This is a genomic window from Streptomyces sp. NPDC090022 (assembly GCF_044748145.1).
Lineage (GTDB): Bacteria > Actinomycetota > Actinomycetes > Streptomycetales > Streptomycetaceae > Streptomyces.
The window spans coordinates 22,083-42,528 of sequence record NZ_JBIVFN010000003.1 but is presented as its reverse complement, the minus strand read 5'-3'; the positions used below and the strand labels follow the sequence as shown (position 1 = coordinate 42,528).

The 20,446-nt window shown below is 72.7% G+C and carries 21 protein-coding genes and 1 pseudogene; 9 read left to right on the top strand and 13 right to left on the bottom strand.

Features of this window, described 5'->3' with window-relative positions; genetic code table 11:
* Positions 1–50 precede the first annotated feature (50 nt).
* Positions 51–842 carry a metal-dependent hydrolase gene (locus ACIPXB_RS07900; protein WP_401445944.1) on the bottom strand — a complete coding sequence of 264 codons (792 nt, stop codon included), beginning with the start codon at positions 840–842 and terminating at the stop codon, positions 51–53.
* Between the two features lie 112 nt (positions 843–954).
* On the opposite strand from ACIPXB_RS07900, the gene ACIPXB_RS07895 reads away from it, so the two are divergent.
* The 3 genes from ACIPXB_RS07895 to ACIPXB_RS07885 all read left to right on the top strand — a co-directional run bounded on the left by ACIPXB_RS07895 (position 955) and on the right by ACIPXB_RS07885 (position 4,857).
* Complete coding sequence (locus ACIPXB_RS07895) at positions 955–3,468, top strand: DEAD/DEAH box helicase (RefSeq protein ID WP_401445941.1); 2,514 nt, start codon at positions 955–957, stop codon at positions 3,466–3,468.
* A 67-nt stretch (positions 3,469–3,535) separates the two neighbouring features.
* The gene (locus ACIPXB_RS07890) at positions 3,536–4,447 is read left to right on the top strand and encodes an acyl-CoA thioesterase (RefSeq protein ID WP_401445939.1); all 912 of its coding nucleotides are present in this window, start codon (positions 3,536–3,538) and stop codon (positions 4,445–4,447) included.
* An 8-nt stretch (positions 4,448–4,455) separates the two neighbouring features.
* Positions 4,456–4,857: a YchJ family protein gene (locus ACIPXB_RS07885; RefSeq protein ID WP_401445937.1), complete on the top strand. Its 402-nt coding sequence runs from the start codon at positions 4,456–4,458 to the stop codon at positions 4,855–4,857.
* Here the strand turns inward: ACIPXB_RS07885 and ACIPXB_RS07880 are convergent.
* Complete coding sequence (locus tag ACIPXB_RS07880; protein ID WP_401445934.1) at positions 4,821–5,603, bottom strand: DUF6397 family protein; 783 nt, start codon at positions 5,601–5,603, stop codon at positions 4,821–4,823. The genes ACIPXB_RS07885 and ACIPXB_RS07880 overlap by 37 nt on opposite strands.
* A 100-nt stretch (positions 5,604–5,703) precedes the next feature.
* Complete coding sequence (locus tag ACIPXB_RS07875; protein WP_401445932.1) at positions 5,704–6,102, bottom strand: roadblock/LC7 domain-containing protein; 399 nt, start codon at positions 6,100–6,102, stop codon at positions 5,704–5,706.
* Between the two features lie 83 nt (positions 6,103–6,185).
* Between ACIPXB_RS07875 and ACIPXB_RS07870 the strand changes: the two genes are divergently transcribed.
* Positions 6,186–6,614 (top strand): PPOX class F420-dependent oxidoreductase, encoded by a 429-nt coding sequence (locus ACIPXB_RS07870; RefSeq protein WP_401445930.1) that lies wholly within the window; start codon positions 6,186–6,188, stop codon positions 6,612–6,614.
* Positions 6,615–6,706: 92 nt separating this feature from the next.
* Here the strand turns inward: ACIPXB_RS07870 and ACIPXB_RS07865 are convergent, their stop codons facing one another.
* The 5 genes from ACIPXB_RS07865 to ACIPXB_RS07845 all read right to left on the bottom strand — a co-directional run bounded on the left by ACIPXB_RS07865 (position 6,707) and on the right by ACIPXB_RS07845 (position 12,029).
* Positions 6,707–7,390 carry a GTP-binding protein gene (locus ACIPXB_RS07865; protein ID WP_401445927.1) on the bottom strand — a complete coding sequence of 228 codons (684 nt, stop codon included), beginning with the start codon at positions 7,388–7,390 and terminating at the stop codon, positions 6,707–6,709.
* A complete protein-coding gene (locus tag ACIPXB_RS07860; protein ID WP_401445924.1) occupies positions 7,390–7,773 on the bottom strand; it encodes a DUF742 domain-containing protein in 384 nt (127 codons plus the stop codon). The genes ACIPXB_RS07865 and ACIPXB_RS07860 overlap by 1 nt, the downstream gene beginning before the upstream one ends.
* Positions 7,774–7,787: 14 nt before the next feature.
* A complete protein-coding gene (locus ACIPXB_RS07855; RefSeq protein ID WP_401445922.1) occupies positions 7,788–8,231 on the bottom strand; it encodes a roadblock/LC7 domain-containing protein in 444 nt (147 codons plus the stop codon).
* A complete protein-coding gene (locus tag ACIPXB_RS07850) occupies positions 8,228–11,047 on the bottom strand; it encodes a nitrate- and nitrite sensing domain-containing protein (RefSeq protein WP_401445919.1) in 2,820 nt (939 codons plus the stop codon). Before ACIPXB_RS07850 ends, ACIPXB_RS07855 begins: the two co-directional genes overlap by 4 nt.
* Positions 11,048–11,252: 205 nt before the next feature.
* On the bottom strand, positions 11,253–12,029 hold the full coding sequence (locus tag ACIPXB_RS07845) for an MHYT domain-containing protein (RefSeq protein ID WP_401445917.1): 777 nt from the start codon (positions 12,027–12,029) through the stop codon (positions 11,253–11,255).
* 160 nt (positions 12,030–12,189) lie between these two features.
* Here ACIPXB_RS07845 and ACIPXB_RS07840 point away from each other — a divergent pair, with 160 nt between their 5' ends.
* Positions 12,190–12,789 carry a class I SAM-dependent methyltransferase gene (locus tag ACIPXB_RS07840; RefSeq protein WP_401445914.1) on the top strand — a complete coding sequence of 200 codons (600 nt, stop codon included), beginning with the start codon at positions 12,190–12,192 and terminating at the stop codon, positions 12,787–12,789.
* A gap of 57 nt (positions 12,790–12,846) precedes the next feature.
* Here the strand turns inward: ACIPXB_RS07840 and ACIPXB_RS07835 are convergent, their stop codons facing one another.
* Complete coding sequence (locus tag ACIPXB_RS07835; protein ID WP_401445912.1) at positions 12,847–13,755, bottom strand: oxygenase MpaB family protein; 909 nt, start codon at positions 13,753–13,755, stop codon at positions 12,847–12,849.
* Positions 13,756–13,891: 136 nt separating this feature from the next.
* Here ACIPXB_RS07835 and ACIPXB_RS07830 point away from each other — a divergent pair, with 136 nt between their 5' ends.
* Positions 13,892–14,668 carry a hypothetical protein gene (locus ACIPXB_RS07830; protein ID WP_401445909.1) on the top strand — a complete coding sequence of 259 codons (777 nt, stop codon included), beginning with the start codon at positions 13,892–13,894 and terminating at the stop codon, positions 14,666–14,668.
* Between the two features lie 150 nt (positions 14,669–14,818).
* On the opposite strand, the gene ACIPXB_RS07825 is transcribed toward ACIPXB_RS07830, so the two are convergent.
* Positions 14,819–15,376, bottom strand: coding sequence for an MOSC domain-containing protein (locus ACIPXB_RS07825; protein WP_401445907.1), 558 nt, complete (start codon positions 15,374–15,376; stop codon positions 14,819–14,821).
* A gap of 20 nt (positions 15,377–15,396) precedes the next feature.
* The gene (locus ACIPXB_RS07820) at positions 15,397–15,579 is read right to left on the bottom strand and encodes a hypothetical protein (protein WP_382638313.1); all 183 of its coding nucleotides are present in this window, start codon (positions 15,577–15,579) and stop codon (positions 15,397–15,399) included.
* 237 nt (positions 15,580–15,816) lie between these two features.
* Between ACIPXB_RS07820 and ACIPXB_RS07815 the strand changes: the two genes are divergently transcribed.
* Both ACIPXB_RS07815 and ACIPXB_RS07810 read left to right on the top strand, forming a co-directional pair.
* A complete protein-coding gene (locus tag ACIPXB_RS07815) occupies positions 15,817–17,097 on the top strand; it encodes a GAF domain-containing protein (protein ID WP_401445905.1) in 1,281 nt (426 codons plus the stop codon).
* Positions 17,098–17,346: 249 nt separating this feature from the next.
* The gene (locus tag ACIPXB_RS07810; RefSeq protein ID WP_401445902.1) at positions 17,347–18,870 is read left to right on the top strand and encodes an aldehyde dehydrogenase family protein; all 1,524 of its coding nucleotides are present in this window, start codon (positions 17,347–17,349) and stop codon (positions 18,868–18,870) included.
* Between the two features lie 129 nt (positions 18,871–18,999).
* Here ACIPXB_RS07810 and ACIPXB_RS07805 read toward each other — a convergent pair.
* Positions 19,000–19,224, bottom strand: a pseudogene (locus ACIPXB_RS07805) (SulP family inorganic anion transporter); the annotation flags it as partial.
* Between ACIPXB_RS07805 and ACIPXB_RS07800 the strand changes: the two are divergent.
* Positions 19,148–19,579 (top strand): hypothetical protein, encoded by a 432-nt coding sequence (locus ACIPXB_RS07800; protein ID WP_401447138.1) that lies wholly within the window; start codon positions 19,148–19,150, stop codon positions 19,577–19,579. The pseudogene ACIPXB_RS07805 and the gene ACIPXB_RS07800 sit on opposite strands and share 77 nt — an antisense overlap.
* A gap of 39 nt (positions 19,580–19,618) precedes the next feature.
* Here ACIPXB_RS07800 and ppk2 read toward each other — a convergent pair whose 3' ends face one another.
* A complete protein-coding gene (gene ppk2, locus ACIPXB_RS07795) occupies positions 19,619–20,413 on the bottom strand; it encodes a polyphosphate kinase 2 (protein ID WP_401447136.1) in 795 nt (264 codons plus the stop codon).
* Positions 20,414–20,446: the final 33 nt, after the last annotated feature.

The following is a 20,446-nucleotide window of genomic DNA, read 5'->3' as shown; positions in this document are numbered from 1 at the left end:
GGAGGACCTGCCCGGACAACACTTCTCGGGGCTGTCCGGCGGATCGGGGCCTAGATCAGGTTGAGGGCGGCCGCGCCGCCGAAGCCGCCCAGGAGCATGAACACCGGCATCAGGACCTTGAGCTCGACCCAGCTGCCCGCGCGGAAGCGCATCACCTTCGGCGGCCCGAGTGGGTACCAGCGCTTGCCCGCTATCGGGATGGGCCACAGGATCGGGCAGCCCGAGACGGTCAGGGCGTCGCCGATGTCGTGGACCAGGGCGCCGAGCACGATGGGCAGGCCGAGCCAGAGGTATTCCTGGCCCGGGCCGTCGAACAGCCAGCCAGCCCCGTTGCCGGGCTGGTCCAGGACGCCCGCGAGGATCCAGGCGCTGGTCGCCCCGAGCAGCCAGACGAGCACGTCGCTGGACATCCGGGCGGCCCGCCACAGCAGGCCCTCCACCGCCAGCACCAGGTGGACGAAGAGCAGCGCGAGCACCCCCCAGCGGTCGGCGGTGACCGCGAGCACCGAGGCGCCGGCCCCGATCAGGACCGCCCACAGCCAGGTGTGGGTCAGGGTCCGGTGACCGCCGGAGCGGCGGGCGTCGCGCGGGGAACGGGTCGCCTTGTAGACGGCGTACGAGATCTTGTCGACCACCTCGCACAGACCGCGCGAGAGCGGCCCGAAGGCGCGCGAGATCGTCGCCGACTTGTGGTCGAGATCGGGGGCCAGTGCCGCGCCCGCGCAGATCAGCGCGCCGACGACGAGGACCGGCCAGGGCATCGGATGGCCCACGGCCGCGGCCGCCGCACCCACCCCCAGCCAGGCCGCCGCGCCGGACAGTGAGTGCGCCGGACCCATCATGCTCGTTCCCGCTCCTGTCGTGTGGTGATCGTCGACGGCCCAGCGTACCTTTCACGATCTTCATTTCGATTCCGGTTCCCGGATCGGGCGGGAAGCCAGGCAAGATGGGGTCGTGACACTCATTGATCAGCTGCCGCCGAACGCCGACCCCGACGCCCTCTTCGAGGCCTTCTCCTCGTGGGCGGAGGACCAGGGCATCACCCTGTACCCGGCTCAGGAGGAGGCGCTGATCGAGGTGGTCTCCGGCGCCAACGTGATCCTTTCCACCCCGACCGGCTCCGGCAAGAGCCTGGTCGCGGCCGGCGCCCACTTCACCGCCCTGGCCCAGGACAAGGTCACCTTCTACACCGCGCCCATCAAGGCACTGGTGTCGGAGAAGTTCTTCGACCTGTGCAAGCTGTTCGGCACCGAGAACGTCGGCATGCTCACCGGCGACGCCTCCGTGAACGCGGACGCCCCCGTGATCTGCTGCACCGCCGAGGTGCTCGCCTCCATCGCCCTGCGCGACGGCAAGGACGCCGACATCGGCCAGGTCGTGATGGACGAGTTCCACTTCTATGCCGAACCGGACCGCGGCTGGGCCTGGCAGATCCCGCTGCTGGAGCTGCCGCAGGCGCAGTTCATCCTGATGTCGGCGACGCTCGGCGACGTCTCGCGCTTCGAGGGGGACCTGACCCGCCGCACCGGTCTGCCGACCTCGGTGGTCCGCTCCGCGACCCGGCCCGTCCCGCTGTCCTACGAATACGTCACCACGCCGATCACCGACACCATCACCGAACTGCTGCAGACCAAGCAGGCTCCGGTCTACATCGTCCACTTCACCCAGGCCCAGGCCGTGGAGCGGGCGCAGTCGCTGATGAGCATCAACATGTGCTCGCGCGAGGAGAAGGACAAGATCGCCGAGCTGATCGGCAACTTCCGCTTCACCACGAAGTTCGGCAAGAACCTCTCCCGTTACGTACGCCACGGCATCGGCGTGCACCACGCGGGCATGCTGCCCAAGTACCGCCGCCTGGTGGAGAAGCTGGCCCAGGCCGGCCTGCTGAAGGTCATCTGCGGCACCGACACCCTCGGCGTCGGGGTGAACGTGCCCATCCGCACGGTCCTGTTCACCGCGCTCACCAAGTACGACGGCAACCGGGTGCGGACCCTGCGCGCGCGGGAGTTCCACCAGATCGCCGGCCGCGCCGGCCGGGCCGGTTTCGACACGGCGGGCTTCGTGGTCGCCCAGGCGCCCGAGCACGTCATCGAGAACGAGAAGGCGCTGGCCAAGGCCGGAGACGATCCCAAGAAACGCCGCAAGGTCGTCCGCAAGAAGGCCCCCGAGGGCTTCGTCGCCTGGAGCGGCACCACCTTCGAGAAGCTCATCGCCTCCGAGCCGGAGCCGCTGACCTCCCGCTTCAAGGTCACCAACATCATGTTGTTGTCGGTGATCGCGCGGCCGGGCAACGCGTTCGAGGCGATGCGACGGCTCCTGGAGGACAACCACGAGCCGCGCAAGAACCAGCTGCGGCACATCCGCCGGGCCATCGCGATCTACCGGTCGCTGCTGGACGGCGGCGTCGTCGAGCAGCTGGACACCCCCGACGCGGAGGGCCGCACCATCCGGCTCACCGTCGACCTCCAGCAGGACTTCGCGCTGAACCAGCCGCTGTCCACCTTCGCGCTGGCCTCCTTCGACCTGCTGGACCCCGAGTCCCCGTCCTACGCCCTGGACATGGTCTCGGTGGTCGAGTCCACCCTGGACGACCCGCGGCAGATCCTGGCCGCCCAGCAGAACAAGGCGCGCGGCGAGGCCGTGAACGCCATGAAGGCGGACGGCGTCGAGTACGAGGAGCGGATGGAGCGCCTCCAGGACGTCACCTATCCCAAGCCGCTGGAGGAACTCCTGCTGCACGCCTACGGCGTGTACCGCAAGAGCCACCCGTGGGTCGGCGACCACCCCGTCTCGCCGAAGTCGATCATCCGCGACATGTACGAGCGGGCGCTGTCCTTCACCGAGTTCACCTCCTTCTACGAGCTGGCCCGCACCGAGGGCATCGTGCTGCGCTACCTGGCGAGCGCGTACAAGGCGCTGGACCACACCATCCCCGACGACCTGAAGTCCGAGGACCTCGAGGACCTCATCGCCTGGCTCGGCGAGATGGTCCGCCAGGTCGACTCCAGCCTGCTCGACGAGTGGGAGCAGCTGGCGAACCCGGAGGTGGAGACGGCGGAGCAGGCCCAGGAGAAGGCCGACCAGGTCAAGCCGGTGACGGCGAACGCCCGGGCCTTCCGCGTCCTGGTCCGCAACGCCATGTTCCGCCGGGTGGAGCTGGCGGCCCTGGACAACGTCGAGGAGCTGGGCGAGCTGGACGGCGAGTCCGGCTGGGACGCCGATGCCTGGGGCGAGGCCATGGACGCGTACTGGGACGAGTACGAGGACCTGGGCACCGGCCCCGACGCGCGCGGCCCGAAGCTGCTGATGATCGAGGAGGACCCGGCGCACGGGCTGTGGCGCGTCCGGCAGACCTTCGCCGATCCCAACGGCGACCATGACTGGGGCATCAGCGCCGAGGTCGATCTCGCGGCCTCCGACGAGGAGGGCCGGGCCGTGGTCCGGGTCACCTCGGTGGGTCAGCTCTGACACCGGCTCTGACACCCCGGCCGCCCACCGCCGAACCGCCGGAACCGACAGCAGTGGAGAACCCCTGATGACGAACCCCGCCGAGAGACTCGTGGATCTGCTCGACCTGGAGCAGATCGAGGTCAACATCTTCCGCGGGCTCAGCCCGCAGGAGTCCCTCCAGCGCGTCTTCGGCGGCCAGGTGGCCGGCCAGGCGCTCGTGGCCGCCGGCCGCACCACCGAGGGCGACCGGCCGGTCCACTCGCTGCACGCGTACTTCCTGCGCCCCGGGATCCCCGGGGTGCCGATCGTGTACCAGGTGGAGCGGGTGCGCGACGGGCGCTCCTTCACCACGCGCCGGGTCACCGCGGTCCAGCAGGGCCGTACGATCTTCAATCTCACCGCCTCCTTCCATCGGCCGGAGGAGGGCAGCATCGAGCACCAGCTGCCTCCCCGGTTGGACTTCCCCCACCCCGACACGCTTCCGAAGGTCGCGGACGAGATCCGCGAGCACCTGGGCGCGCTGCCGGAGGCTCTGGAGCGGATGGCCCGGCGCCAGCCGTTCGACATCCGCTACGTGGACCGGCTGCGCTGGACGCCCGAGCAGTTCAAGGACGCCGATCCGCGCAGCGCGGTGTGGATGCGCGCCGTCGGCCCGCTGGGCGACGACCCGCTGGTGCACACCTGTGCCCTCACCTACGCCAGTGACATGACCCTCCTCGATGCTGTGCGCATCCCCGTGGAACCCCTGTGGGGCATGCGCGGTTTCGACATGGCGAGCCTGGACCACGCCATGTGGTTCCACCGTCCCTTCCGGGCCGACGAGTGGTTCCTCTACGACCAGGAGTCCCCCATCGCCCATGGCGGCCGGGGCCTGGCCCGTGGCCGGATCTACGATGTGGAAGGCCGGTTGCTGGTCTCGGTGGTCCAGGAGGGCCTGTTCCGTCCGTACTCCGCCGCCGCGACGGCCACGCCCGATACACCGACCCCGAAGAGCTGAGCCCCTCCATGCCGACCCCGGCCACCGACTGTCCCTGCGGCCTGCCCGCCCCCTACGCCGAGTGCTGCGGGCGTTTCCATTCCGGCGCGCAGGCGGCGCCCACCGCCGAGCTGCTGATGCGCTCCCGGTTCAGCGCGTTCGCCGTCGGCGACACGGCGTACCTGCTGCGCTCGTGGCATCCCTCGACGCGCCCCGCGCGGCTCGACCTGGATCCCGGACAGCGCTGGGAGCGGCTGGAGATCCTCGCCACCGAGCGCGGCGGGATGTTCGAGACGGAGGGGTCGGTGGAGTTCCGGGCGCACTACCGCGAGGGCCGGCACACCGGCTCGCTGCACGAGCACAGCAGCTTCTCCCGCGAGGGTGGCGCCTGGGTCTACGTCGGCCCCCTCTCCCCCGTCACCTTCGACTGAGCCGGGGCACGGGCACCGGTCAGGGCGAAGGCGAGGCCGGTCCGGTACCCGAGGATCTCCTCTGGCAGCCCGGCCCGCAGCAGGCCCAGGGCCACGGCCGCCGCGGCCGGGGCCTGCGGATGCCCGTACGGCGGGGGTGGGGCGAGACCGGCCAGCACGACCCGCTCCGCCGGATCCGGCACGGCCCGCTCCACCTCGTCCTCGGGCAGCACCGAGGCGAGCACGGCCGCCCGCTCCCAGGGGTCGGCGGTCCGTCTCAGGAGCAGCTCGACATGCCGCCCTCGCCACGTCCGCGGGCGCAGATCCCCTCGGGCGGCCATCAGCTCCCGGTCCGCCGGGGGCGCGCTGCCCCGCAGCAGCCCCGGCCGGCTCCGGGCGAACTCCCGCAGCTCCGCCGTGAGGTACAGCCACACGACGGCCCGGTACCGGTTGATCCGGTAACCGACCGGGACGACGTGGCCGCACCGGGCGAGCCGGGTGAACCGGCTCGGGCTGATCGCCAGAACCGCGGCCGCGGCCGTCGCCCCCACGGTCTCTACCCGATCGCGTAACGCCTGCGGGCATCCCGTGGCGGCCCGCACCCGGTCGAGCTCGGCGCGCGTGAAGCGCGCCCCTCCCCCAGGCGCCCGCGGGCCGGCCCGGACGATTCCCAGCTGCACCGCCCTGGCGAACTCCCCGCGCCCGAGTCCCAGTTCCTCAGCGGCCCGCGCTCCGCCCAGCAGCGTGCGTGTCTCGTCGACCTTCATCACGGTCCCCCTCCACACCGAGTGATTACTCTGTGTGAAAACCGTAACCGACCGTCACGGCATCCCGCCGGGCCTGTGGACAACCGGCGAACCCGTGGGACTACCCTCCGGTGATCCTGCGCTCCGCGACGCCCAGGTGCTCGCCCACCCTGTTCACCAGCAGCGTCATCTCGTAGGCGACCTGCCCGATGTCCGCCTCCGCCCCGCTCAGCACGCACAGGCAACTGCCCGCGCCCGCCCCCATGACGAACAGCACGCCCTCGTCGTACTCGACCATGGTCTGGCGGACCTCGCCCGCCCGGAAGTGCCGGCCGGACCCCTTCGCCAGGCTCTGCAGACCGGCCGAGACGGCGGCCAGGTGCTCCGCGTCCTCTCTCGCCAGCCCGGCGCTCGCCCCCGTGACCAGGCCGTCATTGGAAAGCACCACCGCGTGCCTGACCTGCTGGACCCTGCGCGTCAGGTCGTCCAGCAGCCAGTCGAGCTGCTTGTCCAGTGCCATTTCCGCCCCTCCCCGTTGTCCCCCGTGGTCATCGTTCCGCCAGCCTTCCCCACCAGCGGCTTTCCGGCAAGCACGATGTCCCCATGGCACAGAGGATGACCCCAGAGGAATGGCGGGCCTTCGTTTCCGAAGGGACCCGCACCGGCAAGCTGGCGACCGTACGCGACGACGGCAGCCCGCACATCGCGCCCATCTGGTTCCTCCTCGACGGTGACGACCTCGTGTTCACCACCGGCAAGGGGACCGTGAAGGGGCGCAATCTGGCCCGTGACGGGCGGGTCGCGCTGTGCGTGGACGACGACCGGCCGCCCTTCTCCTATGTGATCCTCCAGGGCAGCGCCGAGATCAGCGAGGACCTTGCGGAGATGCGGGAATGGGCGACCCGGCTCGGCCGGCGGTACATGGGCGAGGAGCACGCCGAGGCCATGGGCCTGCGCAACGCCGTCCCCGGTGAACTCCTCGTCCGGGTCCGTATCGACAAGGTCGTCTCGGAGAGCGGCGTAGCGGACTGACCGCGCCGTAGCCCCTGCCCCTGCCCCCGACTCCGGCTCCGGCTCCGGCTCCGGCTCCGGCTCCGGCCGTACGGGCGCCCCGGACCGGCCCCTCATACGGAACCCGCCTGGGGTTCCACCGAGTCCAGCAGCCGGGCGGTGTGCACCCGCCCGGCATACTCGACCAGCCTGATCAGTACTTCCTTCCCCGAATCCCGGTCCCGCGCGTCGCACAGCACCACCGGCGTCCCCGATTCCAGGTCCAGCGCCCGTGCGACGTCCGTCGCCCCGTACCGCCGCGCCCCGCTGAAGCAGTTGACGGCCACCACGAACGGGATCCGCCGGTGCTCGAAGTAGTCCACCGCCGGGAAGCAGTCCTCCAGCCGCCGGGTGTCGGCAAGGACGACCGCGCCCAGCGCGCCTTGCGACAGCTCGTCCCACAGGAACCAGAAGCGGTCCTGCCCCGGGGTCCCGAAGAGGTACAGCGACAGCCCGGAGCGGATGGTGATCCGCCCGAAGTCCATGGCCACGGTCGTGGTCGTCTTCTGGTCCACGCCGCCGGTGTCGTCGACCAGTTCGCCCGCCTCGCTGAGGAGTTCCTCCGTCCGCAGGGGACGGATCTCGCTCACCGCGCCGACCAGCGTGGTCTTGCCGACCCCGAAGCCGCCCGCCACGAGGATCTTCAGCGCGAGCGCGGCCAGCTCGCCCTCGTCGTCCGGCTCCACGGCGTCCGCGTCCGCGCACGCGTCCGCGTCCGGTCCGACGGCCCCGCCGGGCCCCTCGGAGTTCAGTCCCATCACAGCGCTCGCAATCCCTCGATGACTTCCCGCAGAATCCGCTCGTCCGGCAGCTGGGCGGGGGGTACGGGCCGACTGACCCGGACATGGCCCGCCTCCAGCAGATCTCCCAGCAGTACGCGCACCACGCCGACCGGCAGGTCCGCGTCGGCGGCGAGTTCGGCCACCGACTGGGTCTCCGCCCTGCACAGCCCCAGCAGCGACCGGTGTTCCGGCCCGAGCAGCGACTCGGCCGCCGCCTCGGCACCGTCCGGATCCACCACGACCAGCGCTATCAGGTCGAACCGGACCCCGTGGGGACCCGGCTTGGTCCGCCCGCCGGTCATGGCGTACGGACGCACGAGCGGGCCCGCGTCGGCGTCGTACCACTGGCCGCCGTCCATGTGCCGGACCACCCTCAGCCGGCGGCCGGCGGACGCGCCGCGTACCGGGGCGGGGTGTGGAGGTGTTCACCGACCCGTTTGACCAGCCGGGCCATCTCGTAGGCGATCAGGCCGATGTCGCAGGATGCGGAGCTGAGGACGGCCAGAGCCGACCCGTCGCCGGCGGCGGCGACGAAGAGGAAGCCCTCGTCCATCTCCACCATGGTCTGGCGCACGCCCCCGGCGTGGAAGTGCCGTCCCGCGCCCTTGGCGAGGCTGTGGAACCCGGAGGCCACGGCGGCCAGATGCTCGGCGTCCTCGCGGCTGAGCGCGCTGGAGGCGCCCACCGCCAGGCCGTCGTTGGAGAGCACGACCGCGTGCCGGACCTCGCGGACCCGGACCACCAGGTCGTCGAGCAGCCAGTCCAGTTCGCCGGAGCGGCGTGCTCCGTCGAGGTCGAATCCCTGGTGTTCGATCATCTCTGTTCTCCTTCGCTGCCTGCGGGGGTGGAGTCGTCTTCCGTGCCGCGGACCCAGCCCGCCCGGTAGGCCGCCATCCGGGCCCGGGCCTCCTCCGGACTGCGCCCCGGCGGCCCCGCCGGGGCCGCTGCCGCGGCCGCCGGCCGGGGCGCGGGAACCTCGCGCAGCTGCGGGACGAGGCTGGCCTGGCGGACCCGGCGCGGCAGTTCGGCGACATCGGCCGGAACGGGCTCGGGTCGGGAGGGCCGGGGCGGCCCGGAAGGCGCGGCGGGACCGGGGACCGAGGCGAGTCCGGGCGCGGACGCGGGTCCAGGGGCGGGCGATGCGGGGGCGGGGGGTGCGGGGGCGGGGGGTGCGGGGGCGGGGGCCGGTACGGCGATCGGCCTGCGGGGACGGAGGGTCGCCACCGGCGCCGGGCGCGGCTCGCGCCGTACGACCGGCACGGCGGGCGTACCCGGCTCACCGGACCATGCCGGTGCCGGCTCGGAGGACGGCGCGGCGCCGGCGGGCTCCTTCAGGTACGGAGCCCGGTCGGCCCGGGGGTACAGGGCCGGCTCCGGCGCTTCCCGGCGCCCCCGGACCGCCCCGCCCTGAGCCACCCCGCCCAGGACCGATCCGTCGCGGACGAGCGCGTCCCGGACCGGCGCGCCATGGACCGATCCGTCCTCGGCCGATCCATCCTTGGCCGATCCATCCTTGGCCGACCCTCCCTCGGCCGGTGCGCCCTCGGCCGGTGCGCCCTTGGCCGATGTGCCCGCCGTGATCGCGCCCTGGAGCAGGGAGTTGGGCATCAGCACCACGGCCGTCGTGCCACCGTACGGTGACGTGCGCAGGTGCACCTTCACACCGTGCCGCGCCGCGAGCCGGCTGACGACGAACAGCCCGAGCCGGTCGCTGTCGAAGAGGTCGAGGGCCTCGGACTGCTCGATGCGCCGGTTGGCGTCGGCCAGGGTGCCGCTCCCCATGCCCAGTCCCCGGTCCTCGACCTCCAGGACGTACCCCGTACCGACCGGCTCGCCGCTGACCCGGACCTTGGTGTGCGGCGGGGAGAACTGGGTCGCGTTCTCGATGAGTTCGGCCAGCAGGTGGGTGAGGTCCGCGACGGCGGCGCCGACCACCGCGGCCTCGGCGAGCCGGCCGACCTCGACCCGCGGGTAGTCCTCGATCTCGGAGACGGCGGCCCGCACGACGTTGGTCAGCGGCACCGGCATGCGCCAGGCCCGGCCCGGTGCCGCGCCGGACAGGATGATCAGGCTCTCGGCGTGCCGGCGCATGCGGGTGGTGAGGTGGTCGAGGCGGAAGAGGTCGCCGAGCTCACCCGGGTCGTCGGCACGCCGTTCCATGGCATCGAGCAGGGTGAGCTGCCGGTGGACCAGGACCTGACTGCGGCGGGCGAGGTTGACGAACACCCCGGAGATGCCGCTGGCCAGTTCGGCGCGCTCCGCGGCGGCGCCGAGGGCAGCCCGGTGGACGGTGGAGAGGGCCTCACCGACCTGTGCGATCTCGTCCTCGGCGGCCCGGCCGGGCGGGGCCTCGGCCGCGATGTCGATGTCCTGGCCTGCCCGCAGCCGGTCCATGGCGTGCGGGAGTTTGCGGTGGGCGATCTCGAGCGCGCTGTTGCGCAGCGAGACCAGTTCGACGACGAGCCCCCGGCCGATGCGGACGGAGATCACGAGGGAGGCGGCGACGGCGGCGAGGCCGAGCAGGACGGCGGCTCCGGCGGGTCCGAGCAGGCCCTCGGCCAGCGGGTCGGCGGGGCGCGCGGTCCCGGTGTACCCGCTGTACCCGGCGTTCTCGATGTCGCGCATCGCCCCGCCCACGGTGGTGTACGCCGCGTCCCAGCCGGTGGGCGCACCGCGGGCGTCCTTTCCGGTGCCGAGGCCGAGCACACGGTCCTCGGCGGCGACGAGTTCGGCGTACGCGGCGCTCTTGGCGATGGCCCGCCAGGCGGCCTCCTGCGCGCCGGGCAGATCACGGGTGGTGGCCTCGACGAGGGTACGGCGGGTCTCGGCGGCGCCGGTGAACCGCCGGAGCGTTTCGGTGCTGCGCTGTCCCGGAACGGCGAGCAGCGCGTCCTCGCGGGCCAGGAGCTCCCCGGCCCGGGCGAACTCCAGCAGCACCCGGGGGTCGTCCGCCGCGCCGGTGTCCTGCCCTGCGGCGAGCGCACCACCGACCGCGAGGGCGGCGTCGACGATCTTGGTGTACGTCTCGTAGGCCGCGTCCGGTGTCGCGCGACGGTCGGTGATCTCGGTGCGGGCCGGACCGAGCGCCTCGGTGGCGCTGACGAACGCGCCCAGCCGGACGGCGACGTCACCGGGGTAGTCGCCGGCGTCGGCGACGGTGTGCCGGTCGCCCAGGCGCAGTTCCCGCACGGCGCTGTCGGTGCGGCGGGCCTGGGCCTGCAGCCCGGCGGCCCGTTCGGCGCCGGGGTCGGCCAGGAAGCGGACGGCCGCGCGGCGTTCGGCCTGGAGCTCGGCGATCGTGCGGGTGAGCGGGGCGCGCACCTCCGTGTCGATCCGCTGCACCCGGCTGAGGCGGGCGATGTCCTGGGCCGTGCTGACGGTGGCGAAGGCCCAGAGGGCGAGCAACGAGACCACGGGGACCATCAGCAGCGAGACGATCTTCGCCCGGACGGTGGCGGGGCGCAGCCGCAGCCGGGGGCCGCCGCCCGTGGCGGGGACGGGCGCCGCGGCGGGTGCCGGGGCGTCCGCCGGGTCCTCCTCTGCCGGTGGCCCGGCGTGCGCCCGGCGGCCGCGCGCCGGCGGCGCGGGCAGCCGGGCCGCCGTGGCGTCCGGTGTGCTGCGGGGGATGCGCATGAGCTCCTCGTTCCGGGGAGGGGGGACGGGTCGGGGGTCGGCGGGTCGGCGGGTCGGGGGGACGGGGGGACGGGGGACTGGGGAACGGAGGAGCCCGGAAACGGCGTACGGTCACGGCCGCGTACGGGCTTGCGGACCGGGCCCGGCGGCGTACAGGGGCGGGGGCGGGCCGAAACCCCGGGACATGATCGGGGCAGGGTCGGGATCAGGGCGCGGGGGCCGTGGCGCCCAGGGTGCGGGCCGAGGCGGAGGCGGCACGTTCGTCGGCGGTCGGGGAGAGGGCGACGAACGCGGAGGTGATGAACAGGTACGAGCCGAGGCCGACCGCGAGGGGGAAGATGAACTGCATGGCGGTGGCACCCGGCAGGGCCGCGGCGGAGGGGGTGACGCGCACGGCGACGGCCATCATGCCCGTGTAGTGCATGCTGCTGACGGCGGCACCCATGACGAGCGAGGCGACGGCGACGGCGAGCGGTGACTTGATGTTGAGCGCGGCCCAGAGGGCGGCGGTGGCGGCGACCACGGCGATGGCCACCGAGAGCCCGACGGCGAGCGGGTCGTACGTGACGACACCGTGCAACCGCAGGGCCGCCATGCCGAGGTAGTGCATGCTGGCCACGCCGAGTCCGGTGGTGAGCCCGCCGAGTACGAGCGCCCGGCCGCGGTTCTTGCCGTAGCCGACGGCGAACACCCCGGCGCCGACGACCAGCATCGCCACGATCAGACTGAGGATGGTCAGCGGCACGTTGTAGTGGATCTCGGTGCCGGTGACGTGGAAGCCGAGCATCGCGACGAAGTGCATCGTCCAGATGCCCGTGCCGATGGCGGAGGCCGCGGTGATGAGCCAGTTGCGGCGGGAGTGTCCGGTGGCGGCGAGCGCGCGGACGGTGCAGCGCAGCCCGAGGGCCGCGCCTATGCATGCCATCACATACGACAGCACGGGTGTCAGCCAGCCATAGGCTGCGTGGTCCAGGTGTCCCATGGCCAACGGACGCTAGTGCGAGTGAGGGCGCGAACAAGGGGCGCATTTCGAAAGCCGCTGGAACTGCTGGAATATGACAGAGCTACGTTCAGGTTCGATCACGCCGAGTGTCATCCTGCGCACGGTCCGCAGGCGGTGACCGGTGGGGGATCATGGGCGCATGAGCGAGGACCACACACACGTGCAGGAGTTCTTCGGGGCGCGCGCCGCCGCCTGGGACCGCAAGTTCCCCGACGACGCGCCCGCCTTCGAGGCCGCCGTGGCCGAGTTCGGGCTACGGCCGGGCGACCGGGTGCTCGACGCGGGCTGCGGCACCGGGCGCGCGCTGACGCCGCTGCGGGCGGCGGTCGGGCCGGCGGGCACGGTGCTCGGCGTCGACCTGACCCCGGCGATGCTCGCCACCGCCGTACGGGCGGGGCGGGCGCGGGACGGCGCGCTGCTGCAGGCCGATGTCGCGCGGCTGCCGCTGCGTGACGGCTGTCTGGACGCAGTGTTCGCCGCCGGGCTGATCGCCCACCTGCCCGAACCGGCCGCGAATCTGCGGGAGCTGGCGCGGGTCGTACGCCCCGGTGGCCGGATGGCGTTGTTTCACCCGATCGGGCGGGCGGCGCTGGCGGCGCGCCAGGGCCGGGAGTTGACTCCGCAGGACATGCGGGCCGAGCACAACCTCGGCCCGCTGCTGGCCGGTTCGGGCTGGGACCTCACCTCGTACGCCGACGAGGAAGCCCGCTTCCTGGCGCTGGCCGTACGACGCGCCTGACGCCGTACGGCGCGCGGCTGACGCCGTACGGCGTGCGCCTGAGGACGTGCGGCGTGGCTACTGCTGGGCGTCGGCGCCCGCGGCGCGGCGGGGGTGCGGAACGGGGCAGCCACCCCGGCCGGGGACCGGGAAGGTTCCCAGCTCGCCCACGTCGTAGCCGTCCGGGTAGCCCTTGATCTCCCGGTTCTGGCGCCCGTGGTGCGCGGTGGCGCGGGGCGGCAGGAGCCGGACCGCGCGCCCGCGCAGCCGCAGGGCGCCGCGGGCCATCCGCACCGCCGCCGGGCTCGGCCGCCCGTAGCGCAGGGCCGCCAGCAGCGGCGCGTCCATCAGGGCGAGGATGCCGCCGCGTACCAGGGGCGCGAGCGGGGCCGGGTACCAGGAGACCGCCAGATCGAGGGTCGCGTCGGCGACCTTGCGGCCCCCCTCGTCCCATCCGAAATGCTCCTGTTCGTAGGCGTTGAGGACGGATTCGAACTCCTCATAGGAGCCGGGGACGTCCTGGATGCCCAGGTAGGTGCCGAGGGTCTCGTAGTAGCGGGCGCAGGCATGCTGCTCGTGGCGGCTCAGCGGACGCCAGCCGTAGGCATCCAGCCAGCGCTTCGGAATCACCACGAAGGTGCACAGGACGTACCGCATGTCCTCGTTGCTGATGTCGTAGCTGCGGTGCATCTGGTTGATGCGGCGGATGGCGGTGCGCCCGGTGTCGCTGTCGAAACCGTGCTCCACCACCGCGTCCAGCAGCAGCGCGGTGTCGTCGTAGCGCTTCTGGGTGCGGTCGGTGAATTCGGCGGTGTCGCCGAGCAGCCGGCCGATGCTGGGGACGGCGTAGGTCCGGTAGAGGGCGAGTTCCAGCGCACGGGCGAGGTCCCAGGGGAACTCGTAGGTGGCGGTGAGCCGGTAGATGGCCAGGAAATCCTTGTCGGGATCGAGCCGGAGGATCTGCTTCAGCCGGTCGTAACGCTGCACCGGGGCGTCCCTTTCTGTGGCGGGTCCCCAACTCTACGTGCAGGTGGTGACCTTGGAAATCGCCCGCCGCGGCCTCTCGACGCGCGGGTTACTCGCTGGTTAGGGTGCGCCGACGAGAGAGCGACCGGGAGGATCAGTGTCCGACGACGAGGGTGGCGGGTCGCTGTACGTGCTGTCCGCCGTGCTGCTGACCCCCGCGCAGTTCCCGAGCATGCTCGGCGACGACTACCCGGAAGCCTGCGCGCTGCTCGGCGTCCCGCCGGCCGCGGACGGCTACGGGCTGGTGCTGGGGCAGGACGAGGACGGCGCGCGCTGGACGGTCGTCGTGGACGACGTGTCGCTGGTCGCACTGGCGATCTCCTCCTGGGACTGCGGGATGGACTACGACCTGTCGCCCGACGAACGGAGCATCGTGGTGTCGCTGGCGGGCTGGCCCCTGGCCCTGTCGGTGGCCGCGCCGGGCATCCCGGAGCCGCACGATCCCGAGCAGGGCGCGGACGGCACCGGGCGGGTGCCGCTGAGCCCGCCGACGGCAGATGTGTGGGGCCCGGTGCAGCGCCGGCTGGGCGCGGACCAGGTGGCGCAGCAGTGGGCGGAGTGGCGGGAGCGCTACGAGTCGGACGGCGGGCGCACGGTCTCGCACCCGGGGCTGACCCGTGCGCTGACGGAAGCCCGGGCGTACGAACAGACTCCTCCGCCGCCGGGCCGGGTGCGGTCCGCGTTCGCGGGCGAGGGCGCGCGGACGCTGCGGGTGGACGGGCCCGGCTGGTCACTGGTGGCCCGCACCGACGACATCGCCTTCGTCCTGCTGGACGAGGAGCCCAGCGAGGTCATCCCGGTCCCCCGGGACGGCGAGGCGGACCTGCCGGGGCTGCTGGAGGCCCTGAACCGCGTCGCGGTACGCCCGGCCTGAGCGCACGATCTGAACGCCCGGCCTGAACGCGCGGGACGACTGCCCCTGCCCGGCACCCGCGCGCCTACCACCGACCAGCGCCCAGCCCACACCCGCCGACCCGCCTGCCCAAGCGGGCAGCCGGCCGGCCCGGTCGGCCAGGTCAGGCCGTCAGACCCGGTCGAGCGGGATGTGCGGCGGCGGGGGCAGGGTCACGGATATGGGGTCGCCCGGGCGGATCGTGCCGCCCTCGTGCACGACACCCATGATCCCGGCCTTGCGGACGATCCGGCCCTCGTCGTCCCGGCCGACCACCTGCTTGAGAAGGCCGTCCTGGAAGGCGTCGATCTGCAGGCACGGGTTGCGCAGACCCGTCACCTCGACGACCGCCTCCTCGCCCAGGCGCAGCAGCGTGCCGACGGGCAGGGCCAGCAGGTCCAGGCCGGCCGTGGTCACGTTCTCACCCAGCTGTCCCGGCTCGACCGTGAAGCCGGCCTCCGCCACCTCCTCGAAGAGCTCCCCGTGGATGAGGTGCACCTGGCGGAGATTCGGCTGGGTCGGGTCCTGCGCGACGCGGGAACGGTGCTTGACCGTGACCCCGGCGTGCACGTCGCCCTCGACACCGAGCCCCTCGAGCAGCGTGATGCTGTCGCGATTGGGCTTGGTGAACGCATACTCCTCGTTCCTGCTGACCGCCGTGACCCGGCCCGCGGCCGTCCCCGCGCTCATGCCGGTCCCCCCTGCCGCGCTCAGCGGCCGATCTGCTTCCTCGATATGCCCCGCAGGCGGCGCCGCTGGGACGAGTCCAGCAGCAGGTAGGCAGCCGTCGGCACTCCGATCAGGACCAACAGCCCTGCCCAGAATCCGACGGTCCAGAACAGCACGATGGCGGCCACGACTCCGGCCACCGCGACCTTTCCGCTGGTCGACATCTGACGGACACCTCCTCCTGCCTCCTGCTTGGGGGCACTACTTCCTACAACGCCGGGCCGCGGCGGAGCGTTCCCACGGCTTCCGGCCGGATCCGGCTTCCGGGATCCGCGATCCCGGAAGCCCCCCTCCACCCGGGACCTGAACCGTGCGCGACCTGGCCGACGCGGGCCTTGCCGGGCCCAGGCGCCGGGCCGACGATGGGGCGCTCCGGGAACCGTTGCCTTCGGGAGGCTGGCATGGGCGAACCGTCGGTGGCACTGCCGGGCGGGACCGACCCGGTCCTGCGGGCCCGTGAACTGCGGCGCGCCCACGACGCGTTCACGGCGGACGGGCGGCTCCTGGGCCGGATGCGTCCGGTGATCGCCCAGTCGTGGCGGCGGTGCGCGCGGGCCCGGCTCAGCCCCGAGTGCCACAGCGCCCCGGAGCTGGCGGACGCCGAGCTGCTGGCGTACCGCGCGCAGCATCCGCTGGCCCGGGTGATGCCGGTGTTCCGGGAGCTGGTGGGGGCGTTCGCCGCCCACGAGGCGCATCTGCTCGCGGTCTGCGACGCCCGCGGCAGCCTGCTGTGGGTGGAGGGCGACACCGCGACCCTGGAGCGGGCGCAGGACCTGGGATTCGTACCGGGGACGCGCTGGGCGGAGTCCGCGATGGGGACCAACGCGCCGGGAACGGCGGTGGCGGTCGGGGAACCGGTGCAGGTGTTCGGGGCGGAGCACTTCAGCCGTCGCGCGCACCCCTGGACGTGCGCGGCGGCGCCGGTGCGGGATCCGCGGACCGGCCGGCTGCTGGGCGCCATCGACATCACCGGCGGGGACGGGCTCGCGCACCCGCATTCGCTGGCGTTCGTGCAGGCGGTGGCGCGGGCGGCGCAGGCCCAGCTCGCGCTGCTGGATCCCGGCCCGCCGACCACCGCCGCGCCCACGCTGACCGCGCTCGGCCGGGACACGGCGCTGCTGGTGCCGGGCGACGGGCGACAGGTCCGGCTCGGGCGCCGCCACAGCGAGATCATGGTGCTGCTCGCGCACCGGCCGGAGGGCATGCACGGCGAGGAACTCCTCATGACGCTGTACGAGGACGAAGCGATGTCACCGGTGACCCTGCGCGCCGAAATGTCACGGCTACGCGCCCTGCTGGGCCCGCGGGTCCTGCTCTCCCGCCCGTACCGCACGGCCGTGCCGCTGGAGGCGGATTTCACGGCCGTCGCCCGCCACCTCGCGGTGGGTGCGGTCTCGGCCGCGCTGACCGGGTACGCGGGCCCGCTGCTGCCCGCCTCGACGGCGCCCGGGATCGTACGGCTGCGGCGCCGTCTCGAGGACGGTGCGCGTGCCGCCCTGATCGCCCGCGCGGATCCGGGGCTGCTCGCCGACTGGGTGTGCAGCCCGTGGGGCGAGGACGACCCGGCGGCCTGGCGGGCCCTGGCGGCCGCCCTGCCGCCGGGCGCCCGGCCGGCGGCACTGAGCCGGGTGCGCGCGCTGGACGCCGAACTGGGCGGCGTACCCGGCGGGCCGACCACGTAGCCGCAGCACCCGGCGACACCGCACGCGGCGGCCCGGACCAAGACGCACGCGGCAGGGTCCGGGACGACGCACCCGGGCGGGCCCCGGACGACGTACGCGCGGACGCCCGGCGCACCCGCCAGCCGGCTCGGGGCGCCGCGGGCCGCACCGGCACCCAGCCGTGCAACGTCCCCGCAACCCGCCCCCTCCTAGCCTCGCCCCGCGCGCTGTCCGACGGTGGACGGCGCCGACCGGCATGGGGAGGACAGCATGACCCGATACGCGGCACCCGGCACCGACGGTGCGCTGATGTCGTACGCGTCCCGCTACGGACACTTCATCGGCGGCGAGTACGTCGAACCCGCCCGCGGCCAGTACTTCGCCAACCCCTCCCCCGTCACCGGCGAGGTGTTCACCGAGCTCGCCCGTGGTACGGCCGAGGACGTGGAGCGCGCCCTGGACGCGGCGCACGCCGCCGCGCCCGCGTGGGGCCGTACGTCCGCCGCCGAGCGCTCGACGATCCTGCTGCGCATCGCCGACCGCATGGAGCAGCATCTGGAGGCCCTCGCGGTCGCCGAGACCTGGGAGAACGGCAAGCCGGTGCGCGAGACCCTGGCCGCCGACCTGCCCCTGGCCATCGACCACTTCCGCTACTTCGCGGGGGCGCTGCGGGCCCAGGAGGGCACACTGAGCGAGCTCGACGACGACACCGTGGCGTACCACTTCCACGAGCCGCTGGGTGTGGTCGCGCAGATCATCCCGTGGAACTTCCCGATCCTGATGGCGACGTGGAAGCTCGCGCCCGCGCTGGCGGCCGGCAACACCGTGGTGCTCAAGCCCGCAGAGCAGACCCCGGCGTCGGTGCACTACTGGCTGAGCCTGGTCGCGGACCTGCTGCCGCCCGGTGTGATCAACATCGTCAACGGCTTCGGCGAGGAGGCCGGCAAGCCGCTGGCGTCGAGCCCGCGGGTCGCGAAGATCGCCTTCACCGGGGAGACGTCCACGGGGCGACTGATCATGCAGTACGCCGCGCAGAACCTGAAGCCGGTCTCGCTCGAACTCGGTGGCAAGAGCCCGAACCTCTTCTTCGACGACATCTGGTCGGTCGACGACGACCTGCGCGACAAGGCTCTGGAAGGCTTCGCGATGTTCGCGCTCAACCAGGGCGAAGTGTGCACCTGCCCGTCGCGCGCGCTGATCGAGCGGGGCCGGTACGGCGACTTCCTCGACGCCGCGATCGCGCGCACCGAGCTGATCGTGCCCGGCCACCCGCTGGACACGGAGACGATGATCGGCGCGCAGGCCTCGTCGGAGCAGCTCGAGAAGATCCTCTCCTACCTGGAGATCGGCCAGCAGGAGGGCGCGAAGATCCTGACGGGCGGCGGGCGCCAGGAACTGGAGGGCGAGCTGGCGGGCGGGTACTACGTCCAGCCGACCATCTTCGAGGGCACCAACCGGATGCGGGTCTTCCAGGAGGAGATCTTCGGGCCGGTGGTCTCGGTGACGTCCTTCCAGGACTTCGACGACGCGGTACGGATCGCCAACGACACGGCGTACGGCCTGGGCGCGGGCGTATGGACCCGCGACATGAACACGGCCTACCGGGCGGGCCGCGCGATCCAGGCCGGCCGGGTCTGGACGAACTGCTACCACGCCTACCCGGCGCACGCGGCGTTCGGTGGCTACAAGCAGTCGGGCGTGGGCCGCGAAACCCACAAGATGATGCTGGACCACTACCAGCAGACCAAGAATCTCCTCGTCTCGTACTCGCCGAAGAAGCTCGGCTTCTTCTAGGAGCACGAAGAACGGCGCCTGGCCTGGACTTTTGCCCGTCAGGCGCCGTTGGCGCGCCCCGCTCGACGTGCGCGACAGAAGGGGCAGGGTGAACAGCAGGACCAGGCATCCGGCGGACAACACCGTCGTGGGCCACTGTGCCTCGCCGAGGTTGCGGAGGAAGGAGAGCAACTGCGGGAAGAACCCGGAACCGCTGCCCTCGGTCCCGGTGAGTCGGGGCAACTGGTCCACGATCATGATGAACGCGACTCCGGCCAGGTAGCCGACGAGGACGGGCCTGGAGAGCAGGTCGGCGAGGAAGCCCAGCCGGACCGCCCACGCGACCAGGCAGAGCACTCCGACGAGAAGGGCCAGGGCCGCGGCGAGCGCCGCGTACCGCGCGGGGTCGCCCGCCGTGGCCCTGGCCCTGGACGTCCAGGTGCCCGGCCGCCGCGCGGCCGTCATCGAGAACCTCGGCTCCGGCGAGCTGGTCGGCTGCTCGTGGCTGTTCAAGCCGTACACCTGGCGCCTGGGCGCCGAGGCCATGACGCCCGTACGCGCGTACGAGTTCGACGCGGCGTGGCGGGTGCGGAGGCTGATGGACGCCGATCCGGACTTCGGCCCGGCCCTCGGCCACTGGGTCGGTCAGGTCCTCGCCCACCGCCTCCAGGCCGCCCGCATCCGGCTGCTCGACCTGTACGCGCCCTACGGCAGCGGCAGCTGCCTCTGATCCCACCCCACGACCAAGGAGACGCACGACGCGGTCGCTTCACCCCTTCCCGAGCGTGGCCGCGTGATCGGGTACGACGGTCTGGAGCTCCCTGGGCGGCCGCTGGTACCCGGTGGACGGGGGCCGGGCCGGCAGGACCAGCTGCGGCAGGGTGAGGTCCTCGTACGGGAGCGAGGACAGCAGGTGGGCGATCATGTTGATCCGCGCGCTGCGCTTGTCGTCGCTCTCGACCACGTACCAGGGTGCGTCCGCCGTGTCCGTGTGGACGAGCATCTCGTCCTTGGCCCGTGAGTACGCCTCCCAGCGGGTCAGGGACTCCAGGTCCATCGGGGAGAGCTTCCAGCGGCGCAGCGGGTCCTTCGCGCGGCGGCGGAAGCGCTCCTCCTGGACCGCGTCGCTGACGGAGAACCAGTACTTGCGGAGCAGGATCCCGTCCTCGACCAGCATCCGCTCGAACACCGGACACTGCCGCAGGAAGAGCTGGTGCTCCGCGGGCGTGCAGAAGCCCATGACGTGCTCGACTCCTGCCCGGTTGTACCAGCTGCGGTCGAACAGGACGATCTCGCCGGCGGCGGGCAGGTGCGCCACGTAGCGCTGGAAGTACCACTGCGTGCGCTCCCGTTCCGTCGGCTTCGGAAGGGCCGCGATACGCGCCACTCGGGGGTTGAGGTGTTCCGCGATCCGTTGGATCGTCCCTCCTTTGCCCGCCGCGTCGCGGCCCTCGAAGACGACCACCAGTCGGGCGTCTTCCGCGCGCACCCATTCCTGGAGCTTGATCAGCTCCGTCTGGAGCCGCAGCAGCTCCGCCTCGTACAGCGCCTTGCCGAGTGCCATGGCCGTCTCCTCCCCGTCGTCGGGCGCTTCGAT